22 protein-coding genes and 3 tRNA genes are annotated in these 24,650 nt (G+C 43.1%); 14 read left to right on the top strand and 11 right to left on the bottom strand.

The genetic code is table 11. The annotated features are described in order from the left end of the window. Window positions 1-123: 123 nt before the first annotated feature. From AC3WVG_RS00125 to AC3WVG_RS00105, 5 genes are all read right to left on the bottom strand, one after another. Complete coding sequence (locus tag AC3WVG_RS00125) at window positions 124-777, bottom strand: redox-sensing transcriptional repressor Rex (protein WP_488796157.1); 654 nt, start codon at window positions 775-777, stop codon at window positions 124-126. 80 nt (window positions 778-857) lie between these two features. After that, window positions 858-1,181, bottom strand: coding sequence for an ATP synthase F0 subunit C (atpE, locus tag AC3WVG_RS00120; RefSeq protein WP_488796156.1), 324 nt, complete (start codon window positions 1,179-1,181; stop codon window positions 858-860). Window positions 1,182-1,355: 174 nt separating this feature from the next. Beyond that, window positions 1,356-2,060 (bottom strand): F0F1 ATP synthase subunit A, encoded by a 705-nt coding sequence (gene atpB, locus AC3WVG_RS00115; RefSeq protein WP_488796155.1) that lies wholly within the window; start codon window positions 2,058-2,060, stop codon window positions 1,356-1,358. Between the two features lie 3 nt (window positions 2,061-2,063). Continuing rightward, window positions 2,064-2,486, bottom strand: coding sequence for an ATP synthase subunit I (locus AC3WVG_RS00110; RefSeq protein ID WP_488796154.1), 423 nt, complete (start codon window positions 2,484-2,486; stop codon window positions 2,064-2,066). Beyond that, window positions 2,467-2,718 carry an AtpZ/AtpI family protein gene (locus AC3WVG_RS00105; protein WP_252380260.1) on the bottom strand — a complete coding sequence of 84 codons (252 nt, stop codon included), beginning with the start codon at window positions 2,716-2,718 and terminating at the stop codon, window positions 2,467-2,469. The genes AC3WVG_RS00110 and AC3WVG_RS00105 overlap by 20 nt, the downstream gene beginning before the upstream one ends. Window positions 2,719-3,000: 282 nt before the next feature. Here AC3WVG_RS00105 and AC3WVG_RS00100 point away from each other — a divergent pair, with 282 nt between their 5' ends. After that, complete coding sequence (locus AC3WVG_RS00100; protein ID WP_488796153.1) at window positions 3,001-5,400, top strand: Lon protease family protein; 2,400 nt, start codon at window positions 3,001-3,003, stop codon at window positions 5,398-5,400. Window positions 5,401-5,414: 14 nt separating this feature from the next. Here the strand turns inward: AC3WVG_RS00100 and AC3WVG_RS00095 are convergent, their stop codons facing one another. Continuing rightward, window positions 5,415-6,734 carry a TolC family protein gene (locus AC3WVG_RS00095; RefSeq protein WP_488796152.1) on the bottom strand — a complete coding sequence of 440 codons (1,320 nt, stop codon included), beginning with the start codon at window positions 6,732-6,734 and terminating at the stop codon, window positions 5,415-5,417. Between the two features lie 380 nt (window positions 6,735-7,114). On the opposite strand from AC3WVG_RS00095, the gene AC3WVG_RS00090 reads away from it, so the two are divergent. Continuing rightward, window positions 7,115-7,191 (top strand) — tRNA-Arg (locus AC3WVG_RS00090). Between the two features lie 574 nt (window positions 7,192-7,765). Here AC3WVG_RS00090 and AC3WVG_RS00085 read toward each other — a convergent pair. Next, window positions 7,766-7,918 (bottom strand): hypothetical protein, encoded by a 153-nt coding sequence (locus AC3WVG_RS00085; RefSeq protein WP_488796151.1) that lies wholly within the window; start codon window positions 7,916-7,918, stop codon window positions 7,766-7,768. A 136-nt stretch (window positions 7,919-8,054) separates the two neighbouring features. Here AC3WVG_RS00085 and AC3WVG_RS00080 point away from each other — a divergent pair, with 136 nt between their 5' ends. From AC3WVG_RS00080 to AC3WVG_RS00025, 12 genes are all read left to right on the top strand, one after another. After that, window positions 8,055-8,753: a MerR family transcriptional regulator gene (locus tag AC3WVG_RS00080; protein ID WP_488796150.1), complete on the top strand. Its 699-nt coding sequence runs from the start codon at window positions 8,055-8,057 to the stop codon at window positions 8,751-8,753. Window positions 8,754-9,831: 1,078 nt separating this feature from the next. Next, the gene (locus tag AC3WVG_RS00075; RefSeq protein ID WP_488796149.1) at window positions 9,832-11,760 is read left to right on the top strand and encodes a methyl-accepting chemotaxis protein; all 1,929 of its coding nucleotides are present in this window, start codon (window positions 9,832-9,834) and stop codon (window positions 11,758-11,760) included. A gap of 14 nt (window positions 11,761-11,774) precedes the next feature. Next, complete coding sequence (locus tag AC3WVG_RS00070; protein WP_488796148.1) at window positions 11,775-13,406, top strand: chemotaxis protein CheW; 1,632 nt, start codon at window positions 11,775-11,777, stop codon at window positions 13,404-13,406. A gap of 41 nt (window positions 13,407-13,447) precedes the next feature. Beyond that, entirely contained in the window at window positions 13,448-14,497 is a 1,050-nt protein-coding gene (locus tag AC3WVG_RS00065) for a protein-glutamate methylesterase/protein-glutamine glutaminase (RefSeq protein ID WP_488796147.1), read from the top strand. A gap of 22 nt (window positions 14,498-14,519) precedes the next feature. Continuing rightward, window positions 14,520-15,152, top strand: a complete 633-nt coding sequence (locus tag AC3WVG_RS00060) for a HEAT repeat domain-containing protein (RefSeq protein ID WP_488796146.1) — start codon at window positions 14,520-14,522, stop codon at window positions 15,150-15,152. A 2-nt stretch (window positions 15,153-15,154) separates the two neighbouring features. Then, window positions 15,155-16,000: a CheR family methyltransferase gene (locus AC3WVG_RS00055; RefSeq protein WP_488796145.1), complete on the top strand. Its 846-nt coding sequence runs from the start codon at window positions 15,155-15,157 to the stop codon at window positions 15,998-16,000. Window positions 16,001-16,002: 2 nt separating this feature from the next. Then, window positions 16,003-16,374 carry a response regulator gene (locus AC3WVG_RS00050; RefSeq protein ID WP_488796144.1) on the top strand — a complete coding sequence of 124 codons (372 nt, stop codon included), beginning with the start codon at window positions 16,003-16,005 and terminating at the stop codon, window positions 16,372-16,374. Further along, window positions 16,371-19,013, top strand: a complete 2,643-nt coding sequence (locus AC3WVG_RS00045; RefSeq protein ID WP_488796143.1) for a chemotaxis protein CheA — start codon at window positions 16,371-16,373, stop codon at window positions 19,011-19,013. The genes AC3WVG_RS00050 and AC3WVG_RS00045 overlap by 4 nt, the downstream gene beginning before the upstream one ends. Further along, entirely contained in the window at window positions 19,004-19,243 is a 240-nt protein-coding gene (locus AC3WVG_RS00040) for a hypothetical protein (RefSeq protein WP_252380225.1), read from the top strand. The genes AC3WVG_RS00045 and AC3WVG_RS00040 overlap by 10 nt, the downstream gene beginning before the upstream one ends. Window positions 19,244-19,245: 2 nt before the next feature. After that, window positions 19,246-20,019, top strand: coding sequence for a ParA family protein (locus tag AC3WVG_RS00035; RefSeq protein ID WP_488796142.1), 774 nt, complete (start codon window positions 19,246-19,248; stop codon window positions 20,017-20,019). A 24-nt stretch (window positions 20,020-20,043) separates the two neighbouring features. Then, window positions 20,044-20,415 (top strand): response regulator, encoded by a 372-nt coding sequence (locus tag AC3WVG_RS00030; RefSeq protein WP_488796141.1) that lies wholly within the window; start codon window positions 20,044-20,046, stop codon window positions 20,413-20,415. Window positions 20,416-20,482: 67 nt separating this feature from the next. Next, the gene (locus AC3WVG_RS00025) at window positions 20,483-21,985 is read left to right on the top strand and encodes a methyl-accepting chemotaxis protein (protein ID WP_488796140.1); all 1,503 of its coding nucleotides are present in this window, start codon (window positions 20,483-20,485) and stop codon (window positions 21,983-21,985) included. On the opposite strand, the gene bioD is transcribed toward AC3WVG_RS00025, so the two are convergent. From bioD to AC3WVG_RS00005, 4 genes are all read right to left on the bottom strand, one after another. Beyond that, a complete protein-coding gene (gene bioD / locus AC3WVG_RS00020) occupies window positions 21,982-22,635 on the bottom strand; it encodes a dethiobiotin synthase (protein ID WP_488796139.1) in 654 nt (217 codons plus the stop codon). The two genes, AC3WVG_RS00025 and bioD, sit on opposite strands and share 4 nt — an antisense overlap. After that, window positions 22,619-23,926 carry an adenosylmethionine--8-amino-7-oxononanoate transaminase gene (gene bioA / locus AC3WVG_RS00015; RefSeq protein ID WP_488796138.1) on the bottom strand — a complete coding sequence of 436 codons (1,308 nt, stop codon included), beginning with the start codon at window positions 23,924-23,926 and terminating at the stop codon, window positions 22,619-22,621. Before bioA ends, bioD begins: the two co-directional genes overlap by 17 nt. Window positions 23,927-24,109: 183 nt before the next feature. After that, window positions 24,110-24,199: transfer RNA gene (locus AC3WVG_RS00010), tRNA-Ser, on the bottom strand. 159 nt (window positions 24,200-24,358) lie between these two features. Beyond that, window positions 24,359-24,453, bottom strand: a tRNA-Ser gene (locus AC3WVG_RS00005). Between the last annotated feature and the right edge of the window lie 197 nt (window positions 24,454-24,650).

Below are 24,650 nucleotides of genomic sequence, written 5' to 3'. Positions count from 1 at the left end.
CCTTAAATCTCAAAAGACCGACATTTATAGCCCAGAGGCTTAATTTTGACAAGAGAAAAAAAAAGGAAAAAAAATTTGGGATAATTCTCTAAAATAAAAAAACTTTTTAAGGGCAAAATGTATTTATTTGAATTTTCCCTTGCTTTGATTGAGAGAAATTTGGAAGGCAACAGAAAAAAGATGGTGGATAAAGTCTACATATTCAACTGCGACATTTTCAGGAGCACTTATCCTCGCAGGAGCAAAATTTACTATACCTTTGACACCAGCTTCAATAAGATAATTGGCTGCTCTTTGAGCCCGTTCCTGAGGAGTGGTAATAATGCCGATTTCTATATTTAATTCTTTAACCTTTTCTGGAAGTTTGCTGGAACAGATTACTTCCAAGCCGGCCACTTCTTCGCCAATTTTAAAAGGGTCGCAATCAAAGGCTCCAACAATGACAAACCCTCTTTTACGTAAAACATTATGGCGTAAAAGGGCTCTCCCGAGATTTCCTACCCCGACCAGGGCTACATTCCAAATCCGGTCCAGACCTAAACTCTGCTTGATGGCTTCTTTGAGTTCATGAACATAGTAGCCAACACCCCGGACACCAAATTCTCCAAAATAGGCCAAATCTTTACGGATTTGTGATGGATTTACCCCGCATGATCTAGCCAGTTTCTCAGATGAGACGACCTTTTCACCCTGCTGCTCCAGTACTTCAAGTTCTTGGACATAAAGAGCAAGCCTTGTAATGGTCGCCCGAGGTATTTTTTCTTTTTTTATCTGCATAGTGAGTGAAATTTAAACCTTTTTTTACAGAAAAAAACGGGGGGAGACCCCTGCCTCCCCCCGTTTTTTACTTACCTTGATTATCCAAGGAATGGGTTAGCAAAGAGAAGAATCAGGTTAACAACCAAGGCATAAATAGCCAGAGACTCAATCATGGCCAGACCGATGAGCATGGTAACAGTAATTTTACCACTGGCTTCAGGATTGCGGGCTGTACCTTCACAAGCAGCCTTCAGACCAAGACCCTGGCCAATACCACAACCAGCAGCAGCCAAAGCCATGCCCAAAGCTGTAGCAATAGAGGTCAAAGAGATTACCTCAGGGGCAGCTTCGCTAGCGAAAGCTACACTGGCCAATGCGATGAAAGCAACAGTGTTTAGGATAGTAAAAAGAGCCTTACGCATGATACAAAATCCTCCTATTATATAGTTTTTCGGTCAAAAGACCATTTCCCCCGACATAATGACGTTGGTGAATAGTTTATTCGGTTAATTCGGTTTATTGGTCAACTCGCTTAGACGGGAAGGATCGTCTTTCAATTAAACCATAAACCATTCAACTACTCACCAATTCAAAAATTAATGTGCTTCTTCAAAAGCTCCCTTGAGATAGAGCATAGAAAGCATGAAGAACACGAAAGCCTGAATAAAATCAGCTAACATGAACAAGAAATACATGGGCAAGGTTGATACAATTGGAGCCAGGATAAAAAGCAGGGCCAGAACTATATCTTCACCCATGATGTTTCCAAAAAGCCGCAATGTAAGAGACAGTGGACGGGCCAAATGACTTACAATTTCTATGGGGAACATGATTGGAGCCAACCACCAGTATGGACCCATAAAGTGCTTGATGTACTTTATTCCGTGTAGCTTGAAGCCCCAATAGTTGTAGTACAAAAAGACAAACAGAGCCATTGAGGCATTCGTATTGATGTTGGCTGTAGGTGCATCACCGCCAGGAATTAATCCGCCAACATTACAGCAAAAGATATATATAAAAAGTGTGCACAGGACAGGAAAAACCTTTCGTCCCTCTTCCCCCATGTTAGTGACAACAAAATCTTCTAACGACCCAATAATAAACTCAAAAAAGTTTTGCACCCCTTTAGGGACCAGAGAAATCTTCTTGGTTGCCATCCAGCCAAAAAAGATAAGCACGGCCATTATTGCCCATGAATAAAGTACATTGTTCGGGATAAGACTATTACCGTGGGCATCGACCAACCCCAGGAATTTTACCGCCTCTTCCAACAAAAATACCGGATGTAATCCACCTGCCATTGATTATGCCTCCTTAAATTTTTGACCAACTAAAGTTGCGCCAAAGATTAAAATATTGACTATTACTACACTTAGCCCAGAAAGCAGGGCTACAATATTCGCTTTAAAAAAGACAATGACTGTATACAATAGAACTCCAGTAAACAAAAGGCGGAAATAAAAACTGACCAACAGAGAGACAACGGCCCCACGTCTAACAAAGATCAATTGTTGAACAATCTTTGCCAGGGCGTAGAAGTTGATCCCTCCCAGCAGGGCACCAACGATAAACTCAAAGGCCCAGCTGGTCAGACCAAATATAAGGGCAATTACAATACCCGTCCATGTCAGATAAATTTGATTGCGCAAGAGAGTGCGTATTTCAGGAATCTCCACCCCTCGTTTATAAAAGAAGCCCTCAATTTTTCTATTTGCCCGGGCGAGCATCTTTCTTCTCCGCATCCTGGATTTTTTTTACTTCTTGATACATATTTTTAAATCCAGCAGCTATGCCAAAGACCAGGAAAGCGATTAGGAACCATGGCTTGGTGCCCAACCATTTATCCAGGTAGAAACCTATGAGCAACCCCACAAAAGTGCAGGTTACCAAGTGAATCCCGATCAGACTTGCCTTGCTTAAAGTCTGCCACAAGGCCTTGTCTTTCAATTTAAAGAACATTTAAATAAGCTCCTTCGAGCTAAAGTTAGTTCGTTCATTCATTCACAATGTGTTCAGCGCTTAACACAGAAATTTTATCCAAGTCAATGAGTGTTTTGGCTTTTCCCGAATTTTTTTAAAGTTTATACTTGGTATCTTCACCACTCGATTAACTTAAAAAATGCGGACTTGCGTCTAAAAAAAGTTATGCTTAAAGAACTAAGTCTTCGAGTGCAAGGGACCAAATCAACGAGAAAAAATCCCGGACTCACGAACTAAGGTTCCTAAAATTTGAGGAGAAAAATGATCATTAAGAACACATTAGGGCCCACATCCTTACGTGTGAAGTTAAACCCCAAGAAAATTAACTTTGCAGAGAGCACAAAGCCCTCTTACCCATCAAGCGTTGTCTATCAGCAAAGGGCATTGGAAGCCTTAGAGCTTGCACTATATATTCAAAAAAAAGGTTACAACGTTTATCTCTCAGGTGAACCAGGACTGGGGCGGACTTATTTTGTATCCAGTTTTTTAAAACCTAGAGCTTTGCAAGGAGAAACCCCAGTTGATTGGATTTACGTGTATAACTTTGATGATCCGGACAGGCCCCTAGCCATAAGTCTTCCTCCCGGCCAGGGCAAGGAACTCAAACGTGATTTAGCAAAGGCGATCAAAAAAATTCGCCAAGCCATACCTGTTGCCTTTGAACAGGACAACTACGTGCAGCGTCATGATCGCCTGATCAAGGAATTTAATGCTGCCCGGGATAACTTGCTAGACCGCATGGAAGAGCATGCCAATTTGAGTGGCTTCAGTTTAAATATGGAAGATGGTGCTCTGACCCTTTATCCGCTTATGGAAGGTAAAGTTTTAACCCCTGATGAATTCGAGCGCCTCGACCCGGACGTTAAGAAAAAACTAAAAACCCAAAGTAATAAAATTATGGAGGCACTCCTTGCGCTCTCTAGGCAGATTACCAAAGAAGAACAGGACCTGCGCGAAAGTGAGAAAAAGCTAGACCAAGAAATTGCAGGAGAAAAGATTGATCTTATTTTAAAAAAAATTAGAAAAAAATACGCTGGTATTCCAAGGCTTAAAAAATATTTTGATTCTCTAAAAAAAGACATCCTGGACAATCTGGATCAGTTCCGGCCCAAGACGCAGTCTCAAGAACACGCCCAGGAAATTTTAGGCGGCGGAGAAGATTTTTTTCATCGCTATGAGGTCAATTTATTTGTAGATAATTCAAGTCAGAAAGGTGCCCCTATTATTATTGAAGACAACCCCTCTTATTTTAATCTACTAGGTTGTATAGAAAGAGAAACAGAACTAGGTACCTATTATACGGATTTCACCCTGCTCAAGGCCGGAAGTATCCACCGGGCCAATGGCGGTTATTTAATCGTTCGGGCAGAAGATATTTTGTCACATCCATCGACATGGGAAGGACTGCTTCGCTGTTTACGGGCAGGAAAGTCCAGTGTGGATGAACCGGCTGAACACTACGATCTAATCCGGACCAAGACCATCGAACCAGAGGCTATCCCCTTAAAACTAAAAGTAATCATCATTGGCTCGGACGAACTGTATGATCTTCTATTAGAAAATGATGAACGCTTTCGAAAATTATTTAAAATCAAAGCCCACCTGCAAGACAATGTAGTCAGGAACGATGAAAATATCCAGAAGTATGTACAAATACTGACACGCATGGCCCGTGAAAATCAGCTAAAGCCTTTTACGCGAGATGGGCTTGCTGTCTTGGTAGATTACTCCTCGCGCCTAGCCCAGGATCAGCAAAGGTTATCACTACATTTTTCGGAGATGCGGGAGGTAATGGTTGAAGCAGATGCCTACGCAGCTCTTAAAAACAAGAAAAAGGTAAATGCCAAGATGGTACGCAAGGCCTTAAAAGCCAGGGAACACAGGTTAAATCTTTATGAAGAAGAGTTTCTTTCTGATTATGACCGCGAGTTGATCAAAGTACAGACAAAAGGGTCTGCTGTCGGGCGGGCCAATGGACTGTCTGTGACTTCTATTGGCGACTTTGTCCTTGCCCTGCCTCACCAGATTTCCTGTACAGTTGGGGTCGGCCATGGAGGTATTATAGATTTGGAGCGGGAAGCGGAGTTGGGAGGTCCCATACACACCAAAGGGATGATGATCTTAAAAAGCTATTTGCAAAACCTGTTTGCCCAGGACAAACCTCTAGTCCTGGCTGGCAGTTTGTGTATCGAACAAAGCTATGCCCAGATAGATGGCGATTCCGCCTCAGGAGCCGAACTGGCAGCACTCTTATCTGCTCTGGCAAACATACCCATCAACCTTTCACTGGCCTTTACCGGGGCAATGAGCCAATCAGGGGCAATCATGGCCGTAGGAGAAGTGACCAGGAAGGTGGAAGGTTTCTTTGAGGTATGTAAACGCCGCGGGCTCACCGGAGAGCAGGGAGTTATCATCCCCAAAGATAACATTACTCATTTGATGCTCAAAGAAGAAGTAGTCCTTGCTGTAAAGGAAAAGAAATTCCATATTTATGCAGTAGAAAATATAGAGCAGGCTATGGAGATTCTGACCGGGGTTAAAGCTGGCCGACGTTTGAAAAAAGGGGGATTTACTAAAGGATCTATATACTGGGCCGTAGATAAAAGATTACGCGAGCTGGCTTATCTGGCAGAAAAAAAGGTAAGACGGAGGGCTGGTTAATTGGAACCAACTTCTCATCTTCCCAACTTCCCAACTTCTTCTCCCATAGCCAGGTGAATATTGGCTATAGCCTTAAGGTAATCGGCAAGGGCTTGGGTCAGGTTTGCCTCGCTCCTGGCCAGGTCGGCCTGGGCATCCAGGACATCCGTACCTGTCCCTACCTGTGCCTCATACCTGACCCTGGCCATACGATAACTCTCTCTGGCCTCTTCCAAGCCCTTCCTAGCCACAATGATCCTTTGGGCAGACTCTTTTATCTTTAAATAAGCAGCCTTGACCTCAAAAGAAGCCTGGTTTCGTAAATTTTTGGATTCGGCCTCTAGTTTGAAAATTGCGTGTCTTGCCTGCTTATAGGTATGATATGTTTTTCCCCATTCAAAAAACTTCCATTGTAAGTTGACGCCGGCCTTCCATTCGCTTGTACGCTGATATTTACTGCCAGAAACCGTGAAATCATCCCCATAACGATAATAATCTAAGTCCGCTCCAATCTGAGGGTAAAAGCCACTGGCTACAATCTTACTCTCTTTGCTTGCGATCAGAATGCTTTTCTCGGCAAGCTTCAAGTCAGGTCTATTTTTTCTGGCTTTTTCCAAGCACTCCTCAAGAGTAAAAGTAAAGGGCAAAAACTCAAGATTTCCACTATAACGGACATCTTCGTTTACATTTATATTAAGTAAAGAGTTGAGTTTCGCCCTCTGGGTAAGGACAGCATTCTGGGCTGCCAATAAATTTTGCTCTGCCTCAGCTACTTCTACCTGAGCCTGAAGCACGTCCAATTTGGGTTTCAGCCCAACATCATAAAAGGCCTGGCTGACTTTTAGGTGCGATCGCAACCGCTCTAAACCGGCACGTGCACTTTTAACATTTTCTTTGGCCTTTAACAGGTCAAAAAAAGTGTTTCGGATATCAAAGCTGAGCTGCAGCCTGGCCTGTTTGAGGTTCAATTGGGCCTGATCCCTGGCTAAAAGTGACTTCTCATAGTTACTTAGCAGATTAAACCCGGTAAACAGTGGCTGGTGAATATTCAAGTTTAATACCGCGTTCTGTCTGGGCCCATGATCCAACTGTGTGTAAGTATAGCTTCCACTTAAACTTGGTCCAAACGCGCCTTTGGCGGACTTGATACCTTGCTCAGCTCCAAGTAAAGTTTCCCTAATGGCCTGTAGGCTTGGATTATACTCGAGTCCCCTTTGGATTGCTGCATCCAGATCAAAAACCTTACCTGCCCACGCGACTGAAAAATAACAAGAAAAGAAATTAAAAAAATTAGAAATCAGGAAAATGAGTAAAACCAGGACTGCTTTCAAAAGATTGTTGTAGAAAATTCTCATTTAGAACTCCTTTCGGTTCCGGGCCAGGAAAATTCATGGCTCCTCAAAAGTATGAAAGTTTTGGCTATAGTTCAAGTTTCTGTTTCGTCATTTCTCTATAATTATTACTTCAGCTTCCGGAGTTGATTAACGAGCACGTTTGGCGACCGGGCTTGTTCAAGTCTTGCGGCTCTGTCAACTAAGAGAAAAATTATTGCATTGGGTTTAAAATCGGCTTATAGTTGTTTGTGAACAGAGTTTGGTAGTTAAAAATTTATTTAAAACAAGGGGGGCAATATGTTTTCGGGTGTTATTTTAGCTTTAGGCCTGGCAGTTGTAGGTATTATAATTACTATTTTCCATATAGAACACGGTCCTGAAAGTGAAGAAGGCTAATACTTCCGCCCTTAGCTCAGCTGGATAGAGCGCCGGACTTCGAATCCGTAGGTCGCACGTTCGAATCGTGCAGGGCGGGCCACATAAAAAATAAGGGTTTACGGCCAATCTCCGTAAACCCTTTTTGCTTTTTTGACCATTTTATCCAACTCCTGTCCAACAGTTAAGCGGTAACTCCGAGGAAAAAGAGTAATACTCTAGGGAGTTACGACCTTGCAATGCACTTTTAAGCACTCCATCAGTTCGTCCACATTATAGGAGCCTATGGCCAAACCCTATTTTAACCGCTGATTGAAAGTCCTGGTTACTGAAATGCATTACAAACGGCTTGGGTAACCCATCTTAGGGAAGCTTGCGGAAAAACAGAGCATCGGGGTGAATGGGCTAAATGTTTTACGGGATTGACCATAACTATCGACAATAAAAAGAGTTTTTGTTTACCTAAATATCCCATTATGCTCTGTCCGCAAGCAAGCCTTTTACCCAGTTGAATCCAGCGAAGCTGGGCTGGCTTTGCCAGTATTCAACAGGGGTAGATGGGTCCAAATCTTTGTACCAGCATGAATGAAACCAAGACTAGAATAAACCATGGAAGTTAAGTTGATAAAAAGATTCGGCTACAAGTTCTTTAGCAAAATTTTATCATAATTCAGAAATCAAACCTGTGCAGTGGTAATAACCCGGACTCTGGAGCCAATCAGGGAAAAATTATACTTCGGAATCCCATATCCACTATGCTCCACCTGCATTGACCAAGTTTCTAATGTCTCAAAAGTCATTTTCATATCACCCATCTCCACCCTACTCACCTTACTCTCCCCACTCACCTCACTCAACTACTCAACCAAAGTGCAGCCATCGGATGCACCCCCTTCCCTTGGTTTACTAAAAGTATAACATAGGTTATTCTTAAGTCCAAACTAATGGACCAGGAACATCTATATTATGTCTGATGAACTATTAACCATCAAAGAGATAGCCCATAGGCTAAATGTACCTGAGAGCAATATCCGCTACTATCGAGATAAATTCGAGCGGTTTTTGCCCTACATTGGTCAGGGCCGCAAACGACGTTATAAACCAGAGGCATTGGAAGTCTTTGCCTTAATTGTTAATGAATTTGCTCAAAATAAAAATAGCGAGGAAGTGGAAAAAATTTTGTCCCGCAAGTTCCCACAAAATCCCCAGTTAAGCAACGAACAGAAACAGAAAGAAGAATTTTCTCCATCTGTACTGGTTGATCAGCCCAATGATTTTTTTATGGAATTGGTCAGATCTCAATCCAAGGCGCTGGAAAAGATGGCCGACGCCATAAGTATGGAACAAAAGTTGCGCGCGGACATTGCGGTTCTGGACCGGGGATACCGAAAAATGAAAAGAGCTTTGTGGCTCATTTGGCGGGAGCAGAAGAAACAAAACGCAAACCCGGATAGACCATACAACGATATTTTAAAAAGGGTTGAAGAATTGGAAGCGAGCCTGCAGACAGTTCTAGATCAGCAACAAAAATTGGAAGAACAACTAGTCCGGGAACTCAAAATTTTAAAAGAAAAAATGAGCAAATGCCAGTTTTGGACTAAACGAATTATGCTCCAATTCTCACCGAAAAGTTTAAAAGAAATGGAGGAGGAAGATGATTATTAGGGACATAACAAATACATGGACAGAAATACGAAATCCCATATCCCCTCTGCTCCATCTGCATTGGCCAAGCTTCTAAAATCTCAAAAGTCATTTTCATATCATCCATCTCCACCTTACTCACCTACTCAGCCCAAGTGCAGCTATCGGGATGCACCCTAGGGACAACAATATCATATGGTTCCAAGTTAAGCCAGGACTGCGATTTTCTCTTTACAAACCCGCCAAACACATCCGGACAAATATAGTCCTCATACATTTCGTATAAAATCAACTAGATGCACATGGCCATTAAAGTAGGCCTGAAAATCTTTAAGCTCAACTTGACACATAGCCCTTGCAAGTTTAAAAATCCATTTTAAAGTAAGTAATAGATATTATTTATTTTTTGGCGCAAAATTTGCTTTATAGTTTTTGGTGAGCCTTTGAACCATCCTAACCTGAATATCTCAGTGAAACGCCTGGGTTATATCCTCACATCCGTTACTCCCGCTTTTGAAAAAGGTCCGGGGAAGAAAGGCGAACCGTGGTTAACGTGGCCTCAAACCAAAAAATTCTAGCTTATTATTAACTCTCACGATAATCATCAAACAAGTTTAAGTTTAACCTAAACACTCATAACAAGAGATTTTGTCATCCCCCCGGCTTAAAAAAGTAAGATGGGTATTTTCACGGTAAATTAAGTAAGTTCCAGTTGACTTTACATTAAACATAGCAGTGACAGGATGAGCGCTAAATCATTGCGAGGGGCGTCAGCCTTGACGCAATCTCAAATTTTAAACTGCAAAAAATCACACGAGTTAAATCTTAACTAATTGATAAGTTTATGCTAGAATAAATAGTGTCAAAATGCTGAATTAATAGCGTAAAAAAATCTAAACTTTAGTTTGAAAATAAATGATAAAAAATTATTTATTTTTCATGCCATTTTTTAGTTTGCCACCAGCTCAAAATAATTTACTAATTTTTTTGAATAAAAACGGTCTGTGGCTTTCTGAGCTACAGGCCGTTTTTTATTTTTGATTAGAATAATAAGCACTAAACACAAACTGCAAAACGTAACACAGCGGGAGGATTAATTATGCCTTTAAAAAAACAAGTATCAGAGTCAAAAAGACGGCTTAATTCCGATACGGTTAAGCAGGATACTTCTGCTGCCCGAGCGAGAAGAGAGGCTGAAGAAAAAAGACGTAGGGCCAGGACCTTGGCTAAACAACAACAAGCGGCAGAGCGTATTGCTATGGCCTCAACAGAATTGGCCAGCGGTGTTACCCAGGCTTTAACGGCTGTAGAAGAATTAGCCAAGGCCATGGAACAGATCGCTGGTGGAGCAGAAGAGGCAAGCGGGGCAACGCAAGAATCTCTCGCTGCCATGAACCAGATAGTGAAACGGGTTAAGGAACAAGCAGACAATGCTGAAGAATCCAGGACTCAAGTTAAAAAATTACAGCAGCTTCTTGAAGAAGCACGGGTAGAAATTGGAGCCTTGGTGGATAGTGTTGTTCTAGGAGCCGAAAGGCAATCAGAGTCTGTAGAAAAGATGGCTGAATTAGAAAAGCAGGCGGACAAGATAAATGAAACAGTTAAGGCCGTAATCAAGATAGCGGATAAAACCAATCTATTGGCTTTAAATGCAGCCATAGAAGCAGCGCGGGCAGGTAAACATGGAAAAGGTTTTGCGGTAGTTGCCGACACAGTACGTACATTGGCCGAAAAGACCGAAAAAAATGCCGTCAATATTGCCCAGCTGGTGGAGCAGATCCAGACTCAGATGCAAGCCCTGAGTAGGGGGATAAATACTTCAGCGGAAACAGTCAAAAAAGAGGCCGATAAGGGAACTAATATAACTGCACAGCTCGAAGAGATCAAAAATGGTATGGGAGAGATCTATCAGAGTGCAGAGAACATTGCCCAGAATGCTGTAGAAGTGGAGCAGGCCTCTGTTGAGGCACAAAAAGGAGCGGAAGACATTGCCGCGGCAGCCGAAGAACAAGCAGCGGCCTGCGAAGAGGCCTTAAATAATGTTGAGCAACAAAAGATTGCTCTAGAGCAAAGTGAAAAGGCTGCTCAAGAACTGGAAGAGTTGGCTGAAGATTTAAAAAACAGCACAGATATAACCAAGAGTGCTGAAGAAGTCGCTGCAGCAGCCGAGGAACTGGCCGCTGCCATTGAAGAAAATCACCGCGCCAGCCAGGAAATTATGGCGGCTATAACCCAAATTAGCAAAGGAGCTGACCAGCAGAGTGCTGCCGTACAAGAAATTGCGGCCAGCATCAGTCAGATCGAAAAAAATGCCCGGGTGACTGAAGATAACGCCAAAGAAGCCATGAACAAAGGCGAAAACATGGCAAACTTTGTAGCAGAAAACATCGAAGCCGTGAAAGAAATGATAGAAGGCATTAAGAACAATCTGCAAGAAAGCTTAAAAAATCGGGAAGCCATGCAGCAATTGGATAAAATTGTGCGGCGTATGGATAAAATTGTGGATACCATTGCTACTGTGGCCATCCAGACAAGCATGCTGGCAGTCAGTGGGGCCATAGAGGCTGCTCGGGCCGGGGAGTACGGGAAAGGTTTTGCTGTAGTTTCTACAGACATTCAAAACCTCGCCAGTGATGCGGCTGAAAACGCAGAGCAGGTCAAGGAGTTGGTCAAAAGTATTCAGGATCAGATCATGTACGTAAGCAACTATCTAGCAGAAATTGTGAACGCAGCTATGGAGGAAGTGAAAAAGGCGGAAGGCACTACGCAGAAGCTGGATGATATTTCCTCCCAAATGAGAAATGTAGTCAATGGCAACCAAGTTATTTACGATGCCAGCATTGAGATCGTCACTGCTCTCTCCCAAGCCAAAAAAGGCATTGATGAAATCGCGGCTGCGGCTGAGGAGGCCGGGTCAGCAACAGCTGAAGCAAGCACAGCAGCACAAGAGCAAGCCAAAGGAATTGAAGAACTGGCTGCAGCCACAGAGGAGATCGCTTCTGTCGCAGATGAACTCCAGAGTTCATAAAAGAGGAGGATGTAATGGCGATGCAAGCAACGAAAATGTCAGCGGACCATTCTCCACCTGAAGGAGAAGGTTTGGACTTGATAGAAGCAGAAGATCTAAATCAATACATAACTTTTTATATTGGGAAAGAGTGTTTTGCCTTTCCCATGCATACAGTCCTAGAAATTATTTGGGTCCCGGAAACAGTTAGTGTGCCCTTGACCCCGGCAAGTCTTATGGGGTTGGCAAATTTGCGGGGGACTGTCCTGCCTGTGCTAGATTTACGTCTTAACTTAGGCCTGCCAGCCTCAGAACTTACTGAGACTAGTAGGGTTATCATTATTGATTCTGGCCACCCCATTGGTCTGGTGGTGGACCGGGTAGACCGTGTATTAAGCGTAGAGCCAGACAAGATTGAGGATGTTGACTCTGTCCAATCAACAGTACGCGTAGAATTACTGAGCGGAGTAGTTAAAGACGTTGGAGGACACAGCCTGATTCAACTTTTAGATGTCCGCTCCTTAATCCAGAAAGAATTTTCATCTCTTTTGGAGGAGGCAGACTCAGAGGATCAAAAAAGGGAGAGCCAGGGTTTTATAGAACGGAAAGAAAGTGAAGAGGAAGAAAACGACAGTGCCCGCCAGCTTGTAAGCTTTTTCCTGGACAACCAGGAATATGCCTTTGAGATTTCTGAGCTCAAAGAAATCGTACGCGTTCCAGAAGAAATCAATCATGTCCCGCAGACAGATCCTCATGTCTTGGGGTTGATTAATTTTCGTCACCAGATGCTGCCCCTAGTTAGTTTGCGTCGGATGTTCGGATTAACTAATGCGGAAGTGGATGAAAGTAACCGTATTCTGGTCGTTACCTTGGACAATGGGGCTGTCAGACGTCCACAAACTGTTGGCATCGTGGTAGATCGAGTACAGGAAGTCTTATATGTTGCTGAAGAAGACTGGGAGCAGATGCCTGGTCTACTCGCAAACAGTGGAGAGGTAGATGAAATAAAGGCGGTTTGTCATTTAAATGGAGGAAAAAGGCTTATTTCTGTGCTCTCGGCAAAAGATCTTTTTCAACATCCAGCCATGCAGGCCGCTGTTGAAACAGGACAGGAGTTTGAGGACGGGGAGGAAGATATGAAGACAGCTGATCTAAATCAAAAAAATACAGAAGATGAAGAAATTCAGTTAGTTGTATTCCAACTGGCTGATCAGGAATATGGCGTAATGATTGATGCAATACAGGAGATCATCTTGATTCCTGAAGAAATGAATGTTGTGCCCAAAACGCCAGACTTTATTGAAGGAATGATCAACTTGCGGGGTACTGTTTTACCTGTAATTGATATGCGCAAACGTTTTGGCCTAAAGGCCATTGAACGTAAGGATAGCCAGCGGATCATTGTCTTTAATATTGATGGATTGCGCAGTGGATTTATAGTGGATGCTGTATCTGAAGTATTGCGCATTCCAAGCCAGGTGATTGAAGACTCACCAAAGCTATCTGCAGACCAGGCGCGAATAATGGGTAAAGTGGCCAACCTGAAAGATCAGAACAGGATGATCTTGATTCTAGACGTTAGTAAGTTGTTAGACGAACAGGAAGTATACGAGCTAGAGGGTGTGAATGAAAAAAATAAGGAACCGGAAGCGTTAGCCGGTAGTTAGCCCTCTCTATAACCTAAATTTTCAAAACAGTGGAGGAAAGGATGCTGCGCGTTTTAGTTGTGGACGATTCAGCCCTGATGCGCAAATACATTCGGGAAATGCTGGAAGAAGAAGGTGATATAGAAGTTTTTACGGCCAGAGATGGACAGGATGCTTTAGACCAAATTCCCAAAGTAGACCCCGATGTCATTACCCTAGACATCAATATGCCCGTAATGGACGGGTTGACTTGTTTAAGTCACATCATGACCGAATTCCCCCGTCCAGTGATCATGGTTTCCTCATTGACCGAAAAAGGGGCTCTGGCCACATTTGAGGCCCTGGAGTTGGGCGCAGTGGATTACATTCCCAAGCCCGGGGGCACAATTTCCTTAAGCATCAAGGATATTCGGCCAGAACTCATTGCGAAGATACGGGCTGTGGCCCGTTCACGAACGCGTTGGTCCAAACTGCGTATTCATAGGGCAAAGCCCGAAAAAGTCACTATAAAAAAAGCTAAACCCAAAATAACTAAAGATATTCCCGGCCTCGTTCTAATCGGTTGCTCTACTGGCGGCCCTGGGGCCCTGGAAGAAATTCTAACCCAACTACCCCCTGACTTCCCCTTGCCTGTACTGGTGGCCCAACATATGCCGGCACGTTTTACCAATGTTTTTGCCAAACGCTTGAACCAAAGCTGTCAACTGGAAGTACGCGAGGTAAACCGTCCCTTGCCCCTGCAGGTCGGAGAAATTCTTATTGCCCAAGGTGATGCGGATGTCGAGGTCAGACGAAAGTTAGGGCGAAAGGTTGCTGTAAATCTCCCTGTGGACAATCAACTTTTATGGCATCCCAGTATAGAACGAATGGTGCGCTCTGCTCTCAAGTGTCTTGATCCCAAGGATATCATTGCTGTCCAACTAACTGGCATGGGGTATGATGGAGCAGAAGCCATGACAGAATTACATCGTCTGGGAGGAAGAACAATTGCTGAATCTGAAGAGACAGCTGTAGTCTTTGGCATGCCTAGAGAACTTATAGAGCGCGGCGGTGCAGATGTGGTTCTGCCTGTACATAAAATTGCTGACCGCCTGATAAAATGGACCATGTAAAAACCGAAAGGGAGAGAAAAACATGGCCTTAAAAAAAGCAAGAGATATACAAAAATCAAAACCTAAAGAAGAACGAAGGTCTTTGAAGCGTAATTTTCAGGGTCTTATAAATCAGCTTAATGATCCTGATATACAGATTCGACGGTGGGCTGCCAGAGAACTAGCTGGTTTTGAACAGGCTGTAGAACCGTTGTGCCGCCGTCTTCAGAAAGAGCAGGTGTTAAGTGTGCAAGAGGCCATTCTTAATAGCTTATTAACCATTGGCGGCGAAGAGGTTGTAAAGAATCTCATTCCTTTTTTACGCAGTGATGATGCAGGGCTTCGCAATAAAGTAATAGAAGTTCTTCAGGCATTACCCGAAGCCGTAGCTCCTTATATAGAGAAACTCTTGCGCGACCCTGATTCTGATGTACGTATCTTTGCTGTAGATATTTTACAGGTTCTTCCACATGCCCAGGTGCCAGAATGGCTTTTACAGGTAATCATGACCGATAACCATGTTAATGTGGTGGCTGCTGCCTTGGATCGCTTGGCAGAGGTAGGGACTCCTGAAATGATCCCTGCTCTTTTAGAGGTCAAAAAACGTTTTGCCAACGAACCATATATTGCCTTTGCCGTAGATACTGTTATTGAACGGACTAAGAGTGAAGCATAACCATGTCTCAAATCAAGATTTCGGATACAGATTTTGAACGCTTTCGCGACTACTTTTATCGTAAAACAGGTATATATTTTGGGAATTCCAAACGCTATTTTGTGGACAAAAGATTGATCGAACGCATTAAAGCTACTGGCCATAGTAACTTTCGTTCTTATTTCACCTTTATGCGTTTTCAGGCCTCAGGCAAGGAATTCCAAGAGCTAGTCAACTTAATGACTGTTAATGAGACCTATTTCTTTCGGGAAGAATATCAACTAAAGTGCATGGTTGAATCTGTATTGCCGGAAATTGTCCAACGCAAAAAAGAGGATCTCATTCGTATCTGGTCCATACCCTGCTCCACTGGTGAAGAACCCTATTCTATTGCCATTTACATTTTGGAATACTGGCCTCTTATTGATGAAGTAGATGTAGAGATTGTTGCCTCTGATATTGATACCACAGTATTAGAAAAATCCAAACAAGGAATATATAATTCTCGTTCCGTACAATATTTACCTCGAGAAATTTTAAGAAAGTATTTTAAACAATTATCAGGTGGCCGTTATCTTATTGACCAAGATTTGCGCGAAGCCATTGATTTTAGACAGATAAACATCTGTGACTTTGAGGATACAAAAAAAATGCGAGACTTTGATCTTATTTTTTGTCGCAACCTTTTGATCTATTTTGACGATGTATCCCGTCGCAAGGCTGCTGAGGCATTTTACGATAGCTTAAACCCTGGAGGAATTATCTTCTTAGGACATTCAGAGTCCATGAGTCGAATAACTTCCTTATTTAAGGTGCGAAAATTCCCCCAGGCCATTGTCTATCAAAAACCCTTAACCACCTGGAGATAGTCATGAAACGGGTATTGATAGTTGATGATGCAGTTACAGTCCGCATGTATCACCGTCAACAAGTAGAAGAAATAGGACTGAAAGCAGAAGAGGCAGCAAATGGAGTAGAGGCATTAGAAAAGATGATGCGTGATAATTTTGACTTATTGCTCGTAGATGTGAACATGCCCAAGATGGATGGGTATCGTTTTTTAAAAGAAGTACGCCAGAATCCGGAGTTAATGTCTATCCCGGCCATTATGATCAGCACAGAAGCCGGCGAGCAAGATGAAGCACAGGCCTATGAGGCCGGGGCAAATTATTATCTGGTTAAACCCGTGCAGCCAGAGGTACTCCAAAGTATCGTTAACATCTTGGTGGGAGGGACAAGATGAATACGCTTTTACAAGAGTTTATAAACGAATCCCGCGAACTCCTAGAAGAAGCCAGCCAGGCTTTTCTGCACCTGGAAAATAATCCGGATGATTTAAACATACTAAATAGTCTCTTCCGAGCTATCCATACCATTAAAGGCTCCTCTGGCTTATTTGATATTGCTCCCTTAACCAATGTAGTTCATGCTGCCGAGGATGTATTAGATATAGTTCGTGAAGGCCGCCTAAAACTATCTCCAGATATGGTGGATATCCTTTTAGATAGCTTGGATCAGGTAAATACTTGGCTGGACGACTTGGAAGCAGAAGAAAAGTTGTCGCCGGATGCAGAAGAGATAAGTGAAGAACTAAAAACAAAGTTAAGGGGCATGATTACTAATTTTGCCCAGGAAGAGGGAGGACAAAAAACTGACAATGGCCATGAAACTGAGTTGGCTTCAAGTATTGATTGGCTGGCCAAAATCAGTGAAGAGGATCGCCAAGGTATTGTACGGCAAGCCCAAAATCTAAATGATACATTGCTGACTATAACCTATATACCAGACGAACAGTGTTTTTTTAATGGCGATGATCCCCTTTATACCATGCGTCAAATCCCTGAACTTTGTTGGTTTGGCATAGAAACAAGAGAACCGTGGCCGGATATAAACGAGTTTGATCCATTTACCTGCCTGGTACAATTTTATGCTTTGACTAGGGCTTCCCTGGAAGAGATAAAGGAGCTTTTTACCTATGTTGAAGAAGAAGTACAGCAGACCAGAATTTCCGTACAAGACTTAATTTTCCCGCAAGGAGATGTTGGCGATAACGAACCCTTTGGCTTGTTTGTTCAGGACGCCACAAAGTTAATTGATGACAAGGACTGGTCATCTCTGCTCAAAGTTGTTGATGTGGCCCTAGAAGTGGCTGGTCCAGACCTTTTCCAGGCCTCGGCCCTGCGCTGGTTAAAAGTAGTTTTGGAGCATCCAAGCGGACCAAATGAAAGCCTGATAAAAAATCTGGTCCAAGCCGTTGCCACTGGCATAATGCCAGAAGGAGAAGTTGTTGAAGAACAAGAAGAAAATAATATTGACTACCCACAGGAAAAAGAACAAAAAAATGAACTTACCACTAAGTTGGCCCTCGACATTTTGCGCACTCAACAAAAGTTGCTCCAGCTTCCTTGCACTCCTGAGCTATGGACAGGACGTTTATTAAGTATTGGCGAAGTTTTAAAACGCAGTCTGCCTTTCTCTACAATAGAGAAAAGCACGGAAGAAATTTCTGCCCTTATAGATAAGGCTCAAAAAGAAAAAAATTTTTCTCCCCTTCTCTCTTTTATAAACGACATCTTATCATCCAAGGACAGTACAGAGCCAGAACCAATCCGCAAGGAACCGGAGAAACAGGCCCCTGTTCAGCAAGAAACAGAAAAAAAACCAGTTGTAAAACCGAGCCCTCCGGTTAAGCAGACGATCAAGGTATTAAAGGTAGACCAAAAACGCATAGATGTCCTAATGGACCTTGTAAGTGAACTGGTAGTGGCTAAAAACAGCTTGCCTTTTCTGGCCAAAAGGGCTGAAGAGGTTTTTCAGAGTAGGGAGATGGCTAAGGAACTTAAAACACAATACGGAGCTATAAATCGTATCTGTGAAGAGTTGCAAACAGCTGTGATGCAGGTGCGCATGGTTCCCGTATCGCATGTGTTTCAACGCTTCCCTCGCCTAGTAAGAGATTTAAGCCGAAGACTAGGCAAGAAAGTCAGATTGATTATAGAAGGAGAGGAAACAGAAGCGGACAAAAATGTTGTTGAAGACCTGGCTGAGCCACTGGTACATCTTCTGCGTAACAGCATCGATCACGGCATAGAACCCCCAGAAGAAAGAGAGACTTTGGGTAAGCCTATAGAAGGAGAAGTCCGTTTACGCGCTATCCACCTAGAGGATCAGGTAGTTATTGAAATTAGTGATGACGGCCGAGGAATTGATCCGGAAATAGTTAAACGCAAAGCCTATGAAAAGGGACTAATCAATGAAGAAAAGCTGGACCAAATTACAGAAGAGGAAGCCCTTCAACTTATTTTTGCCCCGGGTCTGTCCACGGCTGAACAGGTATCTGATGTTTCCGGTCGAGGAGTAGGCATGGATGCCGTCCGAACCATGGTTGAAAAGGCCGGTGGAAGCATCTCCATTAAAAGCGAAAAAGGGCGGGGTACAGTCATCAGCCTTTCTCTACCCTTAACCATGGCTGTAACCAGAGTACTCATGATTGAGGTTGGAGGAGAAATCTTTGGAGTACCCATAGAAAGTGTAATGGAAACAGTACGCGTGCCCGCAAATGACATCCATCTGATCAAAAATAAAGAGACCGTTATTTTACGAAATCGTCTGATTCCTTTATGTCGCTTAGGTGATGTTCTTCAACTCTCTACCCAAGAAAACGCTAGGAAAGAGACTGAAGAAGAGGCGATATTAGTAGTCAATACTGGCAGGGAGGAATTGGGCCTGATTGTGGACAAGTTTCACGAGGGGGTAGACATCATTTTAAAACCTTTGGAAGGCCTGATGGCTAAATTTCGCATTTATGCCGGAGCCACCTTGCTTGGCGATGGACGAGTACTTCTGGTTCTTAACCTTAAGGAGTTGGTCAAATGCCTATAAAAATTACCGAAGATACAGCTATTTTTTCAGATATTTGCACGGTGGAAGAGGCCGAGCCTCTCCTTGATTGGTTAAAAGAGCACCCTGCTGGCAAATTAGACCTTAAGCAGGCACAGCACATTCACACAGCCATTCTTCAAGTTTTGATGGCCCTGCAACCGGAAATTGCTTCCCCTCCGGAAGACGAATTTTTGCAGACAGTACTTGCAAAGGTAAGACATAAGGCCTGAAAATGATTCAACATACACTGATCGTAGCCATAGCTAACCGTAAGGGTGGAACAGGCAAGACAACTACTGCCGTAAACCTGGCTGCGGAGTGGGCAAGGCAAGGCAAAAAATGTTTACTAATTGATCTAGACACCCAAGGTCATGCTGGTTGGGGGCTTGGCTTTAAAGACATAAGAAAATTCGGCCTTTATGCCCACGACATGTTTCATGACCCTCAATTTCGTCTGCACACAGCAGTCCATAAAACGGATTTCGAAAATCTCTATTTCGTGCCCGCAAATTTAGATTTTCAAACAAGCAAAGCTGATCCTGACAACTTGATTTTAAAACGCCAGTTGGCTGATCTTCTTGCCCACCAATCTTTTGCCCGTATTATCCTGGACACACCACCTACTTTAGACCTTATCCTGGTTAATGCTTTGGCTGCTGCACATGGGGTATTAATTCCTTTCTTGCCCCATTATCTCGCCGGAATTGGCGTACGCCAAATGGCACGCTTGTTTTATCAAGTGGCTACTAATTATAATAAGGAGTTAAGGCTGATAGGACTTTTTCCGGTTATGTTTGATCGACGAATCAAAATGCATCAGCAGGTAATCAGAGAACTGACCGCCCAATTTGGCCAGCAACGTATTTTGCGCGGCATCCGTACTAATGTGCGCCTAGCAGAGGCCTTTGCTGCTGGCCAACCGGTTAGTCATTATGCTCCCAAAAGCCCTGGGGCCATGGACTACCACCTGTTAGCTGAAGAGTTAGAAACTTTGTGGAAACGATAATTTTCGTAAAAAAGGGGGATAACTATGAAAACAATTTTGCTCGTGGATGACTCAAGCACCTTACTTTTAAGTATGACTACTATTTTAACCAAAGCCGGCTATAAGGTTGAAAAGGCAGAAAATGGCCAGAAGGCGCTTGACAAAATAAATGCTGGGCTGAAACCTAACTTGGTTATTACTGATCTTAATATGCCGATTATGGATGGCATGACTTTGATCAAGGAACTGCGCAAACTACCAGGATTTCGCTTCGTACCTATTCTTATGCTCACCACAGAGTCCCAGCAGGCTAAACGCCAGGAGGCCAAAAAAGCCGGGGCCACTGGCTGGTTGGTCAAACCAGTAAAGGCCCAGGATCTGTTAGCGGTGATCAAGAGGGTCTTGCCAGGAACCTAACAAACTGAAAAAGTTATATAAAGTCAAAATAGAGAACAAATTGGACCCTGCTTATGGGAGGAAAGAAATGAAAAAAATTCCAAGGTGGCTAAGCCTGTGGCTTGTTTGTCTACTCGCCGGGGCGGGCGGATTTGGTCTGCACTGGGTGTTTGCTACATCGAGCGGGCTAAATATTGCTCTGTCTATCCCTGCCTTGCTGCTCATTACCTGGTTATGCTCCTTTATAGGACAATATTTCGGACAAGAAACAGAGCTTCAAAAAAAGAAAGAGTTAATTCAATTAACCCGCCAGATTAGTCGTGAGGTTACAGAACTAATAGAGACTATGCACCGGTTGTATAAAGAGTTAACCAAACTAAAGGGAAATGAAAATATGACAAGCCTCTCTGTTTCTTTGTCACAAATTAGCGACTTTAATTCAGTCGACGATACTGTGTCTTTTCTTCATGAATTGTATACAACTTTAACAAATATTTCTCATAAACTAACAGCATTGGTTGACGAACTAAACAGTCTCACCTTGGCTGAAGAAATCTCAGAGACAGATACAGCAGTAGATGATGATTTAACTTTAGAAATTCATCCACTTTTTGTAGAAAAAGTGGAAAAAAGTCTACAAGAGTTTTCCCTAACTAATAAAATTATTCAGGATCAATTGTATACAGTAACTAGAGATACAGAAGATGCTGCTAAAGATATTGTTGAACGTCTAGATCACGTAGATAAATCTGTTCAGGAACTTTTACACGTTGTAACAGAATCTATGGATCAAGTAAAACAACTAACAGAAGGGTCAGACTCTACTCATTGGAAGGATACTCTTGAATCAATGCAAAAGGGGGCCGAAGAGCGCCTTGTTGAGGCACAGGAAAATGAAAAAAATATGCGTCTTGTTTTAGATGATATAAAAAAATTAGTAGATTTAATTACTTTGGTCAAAGGAGTAGCAGATCAAACCAAGCTCCTGGCTTTAAATGCAGCTATTGAAGCAGCTCGCGCCGGTGAAGCAGGACGAGGCTTTGCGGTAGTTGCTGATGAAGTGCACAAACTTTCTACAAAATCTCAACAAGCAGCCGATGAGATGCAAAAACAAATTTTTGGATTAGTTAAAAGTGTCGAACGCCGTTTTGCATCTACATTGGACAAAGAATATAGCCTCAAACAAAAACGTAACTTTGATCAGTTGAACAACCAGCTTTTTGATCTACTTCATGCCTATGATGAGTTGGATAGAATCCACCAAGAGATGCTTGCCAAAATGCACACTAAAACACAGGAAGCTGCAAATTTGCTTATGGAGGCCATGAGCAACATTCAATTTCAGGATATTACTCGTCAAAGAATAGAAAATGTAGTGGAAACTTTAAATAAAATTAACTCGCATACTCAAAAATTTTTGGACATAATCCACAAAAATGACCAGGAGCAGCTCAAGGACCTGCAGCATTTTAAGACTGAAGAAATGGTTACCGAGTACAAAATGCATAGCGAACGCCAAGTACATGAAAACGTAACGGGAAAAACTCTAACAACAGATAAAGACGAAGGTCCTCAAATTGAATTGTTTTAAGAAGGGGTGGATAGTGCATTCTCCCCTTTTCCCCCAAAATATCGTCTAAATGCCTCTTGTACCCCCTGAGGCGTAAGCTCAGGTAAAGGCTCCACTTCAGCCAATACATTAACTTTTCCATATTTTTCTATGGCCTTTTTGTTCTCAATATTTTTAGGTCCATTTAAGACCACGCCCATGATCTCAAGCCTTGCTAGGCGGAGTTTATCAATGGTCAGGAGAGTATGGTTGATGGTGCCCAAAGTGCTTCTGGCAACAACCAGAACCGGGAGCGCGAGCCTTTGCATGAGATCGAGCATAAACTGCTCTTCATTTACCGGAACCATAATCCCTCCAGCCCCCTCAACGATGAGCGGGCCTTGGGTTTCAGGAAGGACAATCTGGTCTATGTCTATACTTATACCTTCTAGCCTAGCAGCCAGATGCGGGGAAAGAGGGGCCTTTAGTTTGTAAACCTCGGGGAAAATATATTCTTCATCCAGTCCGGTCATGTTTTGAATTTTTTGGGCATCAGTGCCCTCTTCTGTGCCGCTTTGTATTGGCTTCCAATACTTGGCTCCTAGCCCCAGAACAAGGAGGGCAGAAATAATTGTTTTGCCCACATCCGTATCTGTACCTGTGATGAAAATCTTTTCAGGAAGACTTAGCATTAACTTTCCTGACAACAGAAAAAATAGCCTGAGTTAGCCTGCTTATCTCGTCTGTGGAAATGATATACGGCGGCATGATATATATAAGGTTCAAAAAAGGCCTGATCCATACCCCCAGACGTACAAACTCTTTTTGCATCCAGGCTACATCAATGTTTTCTTTAACTTCAACAACGCCAATCCCCCCTAAAACACGAACTTCCTTGACTGCCGGCAAGTCCTGGCAAGGGGCCAGCTCTTTTTTTAGCTGTTTTTCGATACTCATAATCTTGTCCTGCCAGACAGAATTTAGCAAAAGCCGGACGCTGGCCCTGGCCACTGAACACGCCAGAGGATTGGCCATAAAGGTTGGACCGTGCATAAAAACGCCAGGCTCGACTCCCGAAATCGTTTCAGCTACTTTATCCGTACATAAAGTGGCAGCCAAAGTCATATATCCACCAGTCAAGGCCTTGCCCAAACACATGATATCAGGACAAATCTGACTGTGCTCACAGGCAAATAGTTTGCCTGTGCGACCAAAGCCCGTGGCAATTTCATCTGCAATTAGAAGCACTTGATACTGGGTACACAGTTCCCGAACCCGAAGTAGATACTGAGGAGCATAAAAACGCATGCCACCAGCACCTTGAACAATGGGCTCCAGAATGACCGCGGCAATCTCTTCATGATGTTTTTGAAGAAGAGTTTTAAACTCCGCAATGTATTTTTCATCCCACGAAGCATCAAATGAACATTCTGGTGCTGAAACAAAGAAATTTTTTGGTAAAAAATGGGTAAATAGTTTGTGCATCCCGGTTATGGGATCGCAAACAGACATGGCCCCAAACGTGTCACCATGATATCCTTTGGCCAGGCTTAAAAACTTCGCTTTGCGTGTTTTGCCCTTAGCTTGCCAGTACTGGAGGGCCATTTTCAGAGCTACCTCTACAGAGACAGAGCCAGAATCAGAAAAAAAGACTTTTTGCAACGGCTTGGGAACAATCTGGATAAGCAGGTTAGCAAGCTCAACCGCAGGCTGGTGGGTGAGCCCACCAAACATAACATGAGCCATTTTTTTTAGCTGTGATTCCAAGGCTTCATTAAGGAGAGGATGATTATAGCCGTGAATTACCGCCCACCAGGAGGCCATGCCGTCAATGAGTTCCCGGCCATCTGCAAGTTTTAAGCGTACTCCCCTAGCCTCTACCACTGGGTAAACAGGCAGAGGGTCCAACATGGATGTGTACGGATGCCAGATATGCTCGCGGTCAAATTGGAGAAGCTGTTCCCAGTCCTTTTTTGAGTTCATAGATTTATTTGGATTTAAGATGAAAGGTTTTAGGTGTGATATATAAAATCTAGGGTTTTTAAAAGCTAATAGGTTAACTTTTAAATCCCTTTCTTAGCCTTTCGAGCTTTTACCTTTTTACCTTTCGCCTTTCGTTTAAACTATACAAAAAAGCCCACCTCGGAGGTGGGCTTATAAACATGGTGGCGGAGGGAGAGAGATTCGAACTCCCGGACCCGGTCAAGGGTCAACGGTTTTCAAGACCGCCGCCTTCAACCACTCGGCCATCCCTCCGCATAAGTCAATCAAGCAGAAAATATATAAAAAGTTTAGGAGTATTAGTCAAGTCCTTGCATTTTTAAAAAGTATCATGCCTGTTGTAAAGTAGACAAAGAAAATCTCTTCCCAAAATAAAAAACCCGGACGCAAAAGTCCGGGAAGTATTATCATCTGTGGCGGAGAGGGAGGGATTTGAACCCTCGATAGAGGTTTTAGCCCCTATACTCGCTTAGCAGGCGAGCGCCTTCAGCCAACTCGGCCACCTCTCCGTGAAGAATCCTCATTTAACCAAAATGATTTTCCCCGTCAACCTAAGAATTTTTATATTTCCTCGAAAACAACTTATTTTTACCACCATCTATTGACATTAGAGCTGGTTATTGGTCACTTGGACTATATAATTAGATTAAGAAATTTGACTAAATAACTTTTTGATTTTTACTTAGTGTTCATTTTTACCCGCTCT

The organism is Desulfovulcanus sp. (assembly GCF_982781345.1).
This window is presented reverse-complemented; position numbering and strand designations above follow the sequence as displayed.

Bases quoted from the DNA above. Each gene is read 5' to 3' on its own strand.
- AC3WVG_RS00125 (WP_488796157.1), bottom strand. From the start codon at position 777: ATGCAGATAAAAAAAGAAAAAATACCTCGGGCGACCATTACAAGGCTT.
- atpE (WP_488796156.1), bottom strand. From the start codon at position 1,181: ATGCGTAAGGCTCTTTTTACTATCCTAAACACTGTTGCTTTCATCGCA.
- atpB (WP_488796155.1), bottom strand. From the start codon at position 2,060: ATGGCAGGTGGATTACATCCGGTATTTTTGTTGGAAGAGGCGGTAAAA.
- AC3WVG_RS00110 (WP_488796154.1), bottom strand. From the start codon at position 2,486: ATGCTCGCCCGGGCAAATAGAAAAATTGAGGGCTTCTTTTATAAACGA.
- AC3WVG_RS00105 (WP_252380260.1), bottom strand. From the start codon at position 2,718: ATGTTCTTTAAATTGAAAGACAAGGCCTTGTGGCAGACTTTAAGCAAG.
- AC3WVG_RS00100 (WP_488796153.1), top strand. From the start codon at position 3,001: ATGATCATTAAGAACACATTAGGGCCCACATCCTTACGTGTGAAGTTA.
- AC3WVG_RS00095 (WP_488796152.1), bottom strand. From the start codon at position 6,734: ATGAGAATTTTCTACAACAATCTTTTGAAAGCAGTCCTGGTTTTACTC.
- AC3WVG_RS00080 (WP_488796150.1), top strand. From the start codon at position 8,055: ATGTCTGATGAACTATTAACCATCAAAGAGATAGCCCATAGGCTAAAT.
- AC3WVG_RS00075 (WP_488796149.1), top strand. From the start codon at position 9,832: ATGCCTTTAAAAAAACAAGTATCAGAGTCAAAAAGACGGCTTAATTCC.
- AC3WVG_RS00070 (WP_488796148.1), top strand. From the start codon at position 11,775: ATGGCGATGCAAGCAACGAAAATGTCAGCGGACCATTCTCCACCTGAA.
- AC3WVG_RS00065 (WP_488796147.1), top strand. From the start codon at position 13,448: ATGCTGCGCGTTTTAGTTGTGGACGATTCAGCCCTGATGCGCAAATAC.
- AC3WVG_RS00060 (WP_488796146.1), top strand. From the start codon at position 14,520: ATGGCCTTAAAAAAAGCAAGAGATATACAAAAATCAAAACCTAAAGAA.
- AC3WVG_RS00055 (WP_488796145.1), top strand. From the start codon at position 15,155: ATGTCTCAAATCAAGATTTCGGATACAGATTTTGAACGCTTTCGCGAC.
- AC3WVG_RS00050 (WP_488796144.1), top strand. From the start codon at position 16,003: ATGAAACGGGTATTGATAGTTGATGATGCAGTTACAGTCCGCATGTAT.
- AC3WVG_RS00045 (WP_488796143.1), top strand. From the start codon at position 16,371: ATGAATACGCTTTTACAAGAGTTTATAAACGAATCCCGCGAACTCCTA.
- AC3WVG_RS00040 (WP_252380225.1), top strand. From the start codon at position 19,004: ATGCCTATAAAAATTACCGAAGATACAGCTATTTTTTCAGATATTTGC.
- AC3WVG_RS00035 (WP_488796142.1), top strand. From the start codon at position 19,246: ATGATTCAACATACACTGATCGTAGCCATAGCTAACCGTAAGGGTGGA.
- AC3WVG_RS00030 (WP_488796141.1), top strand. From the start codon at position 20,044: ATGAAAACAATTTTGCTCGTGGATGACTCAAGCACCTTACTTTTAAGT.
- AC3WVG_RS00025 (WP_488796140.1), top strand. From the start codon at position 20,483: ATGAAAAAAATTCCAAGGTGGCTAAGCCTGTGGCTTGTTTGTCTACTC.
- bioD (WP_488796139.1), bottom strand. From the start codon at position 22,635: ATGCTAAGTCTTCCTGAAAAGATTTTCATCACAGGTACAGATACGGAT.
- bioA (WP_488796138.1), bottom strand. From the start codon at position 23,926: ATGAACTCAAAAAAGGACTGGGAACAGCTTCTCCAATTTGACCGCGAG.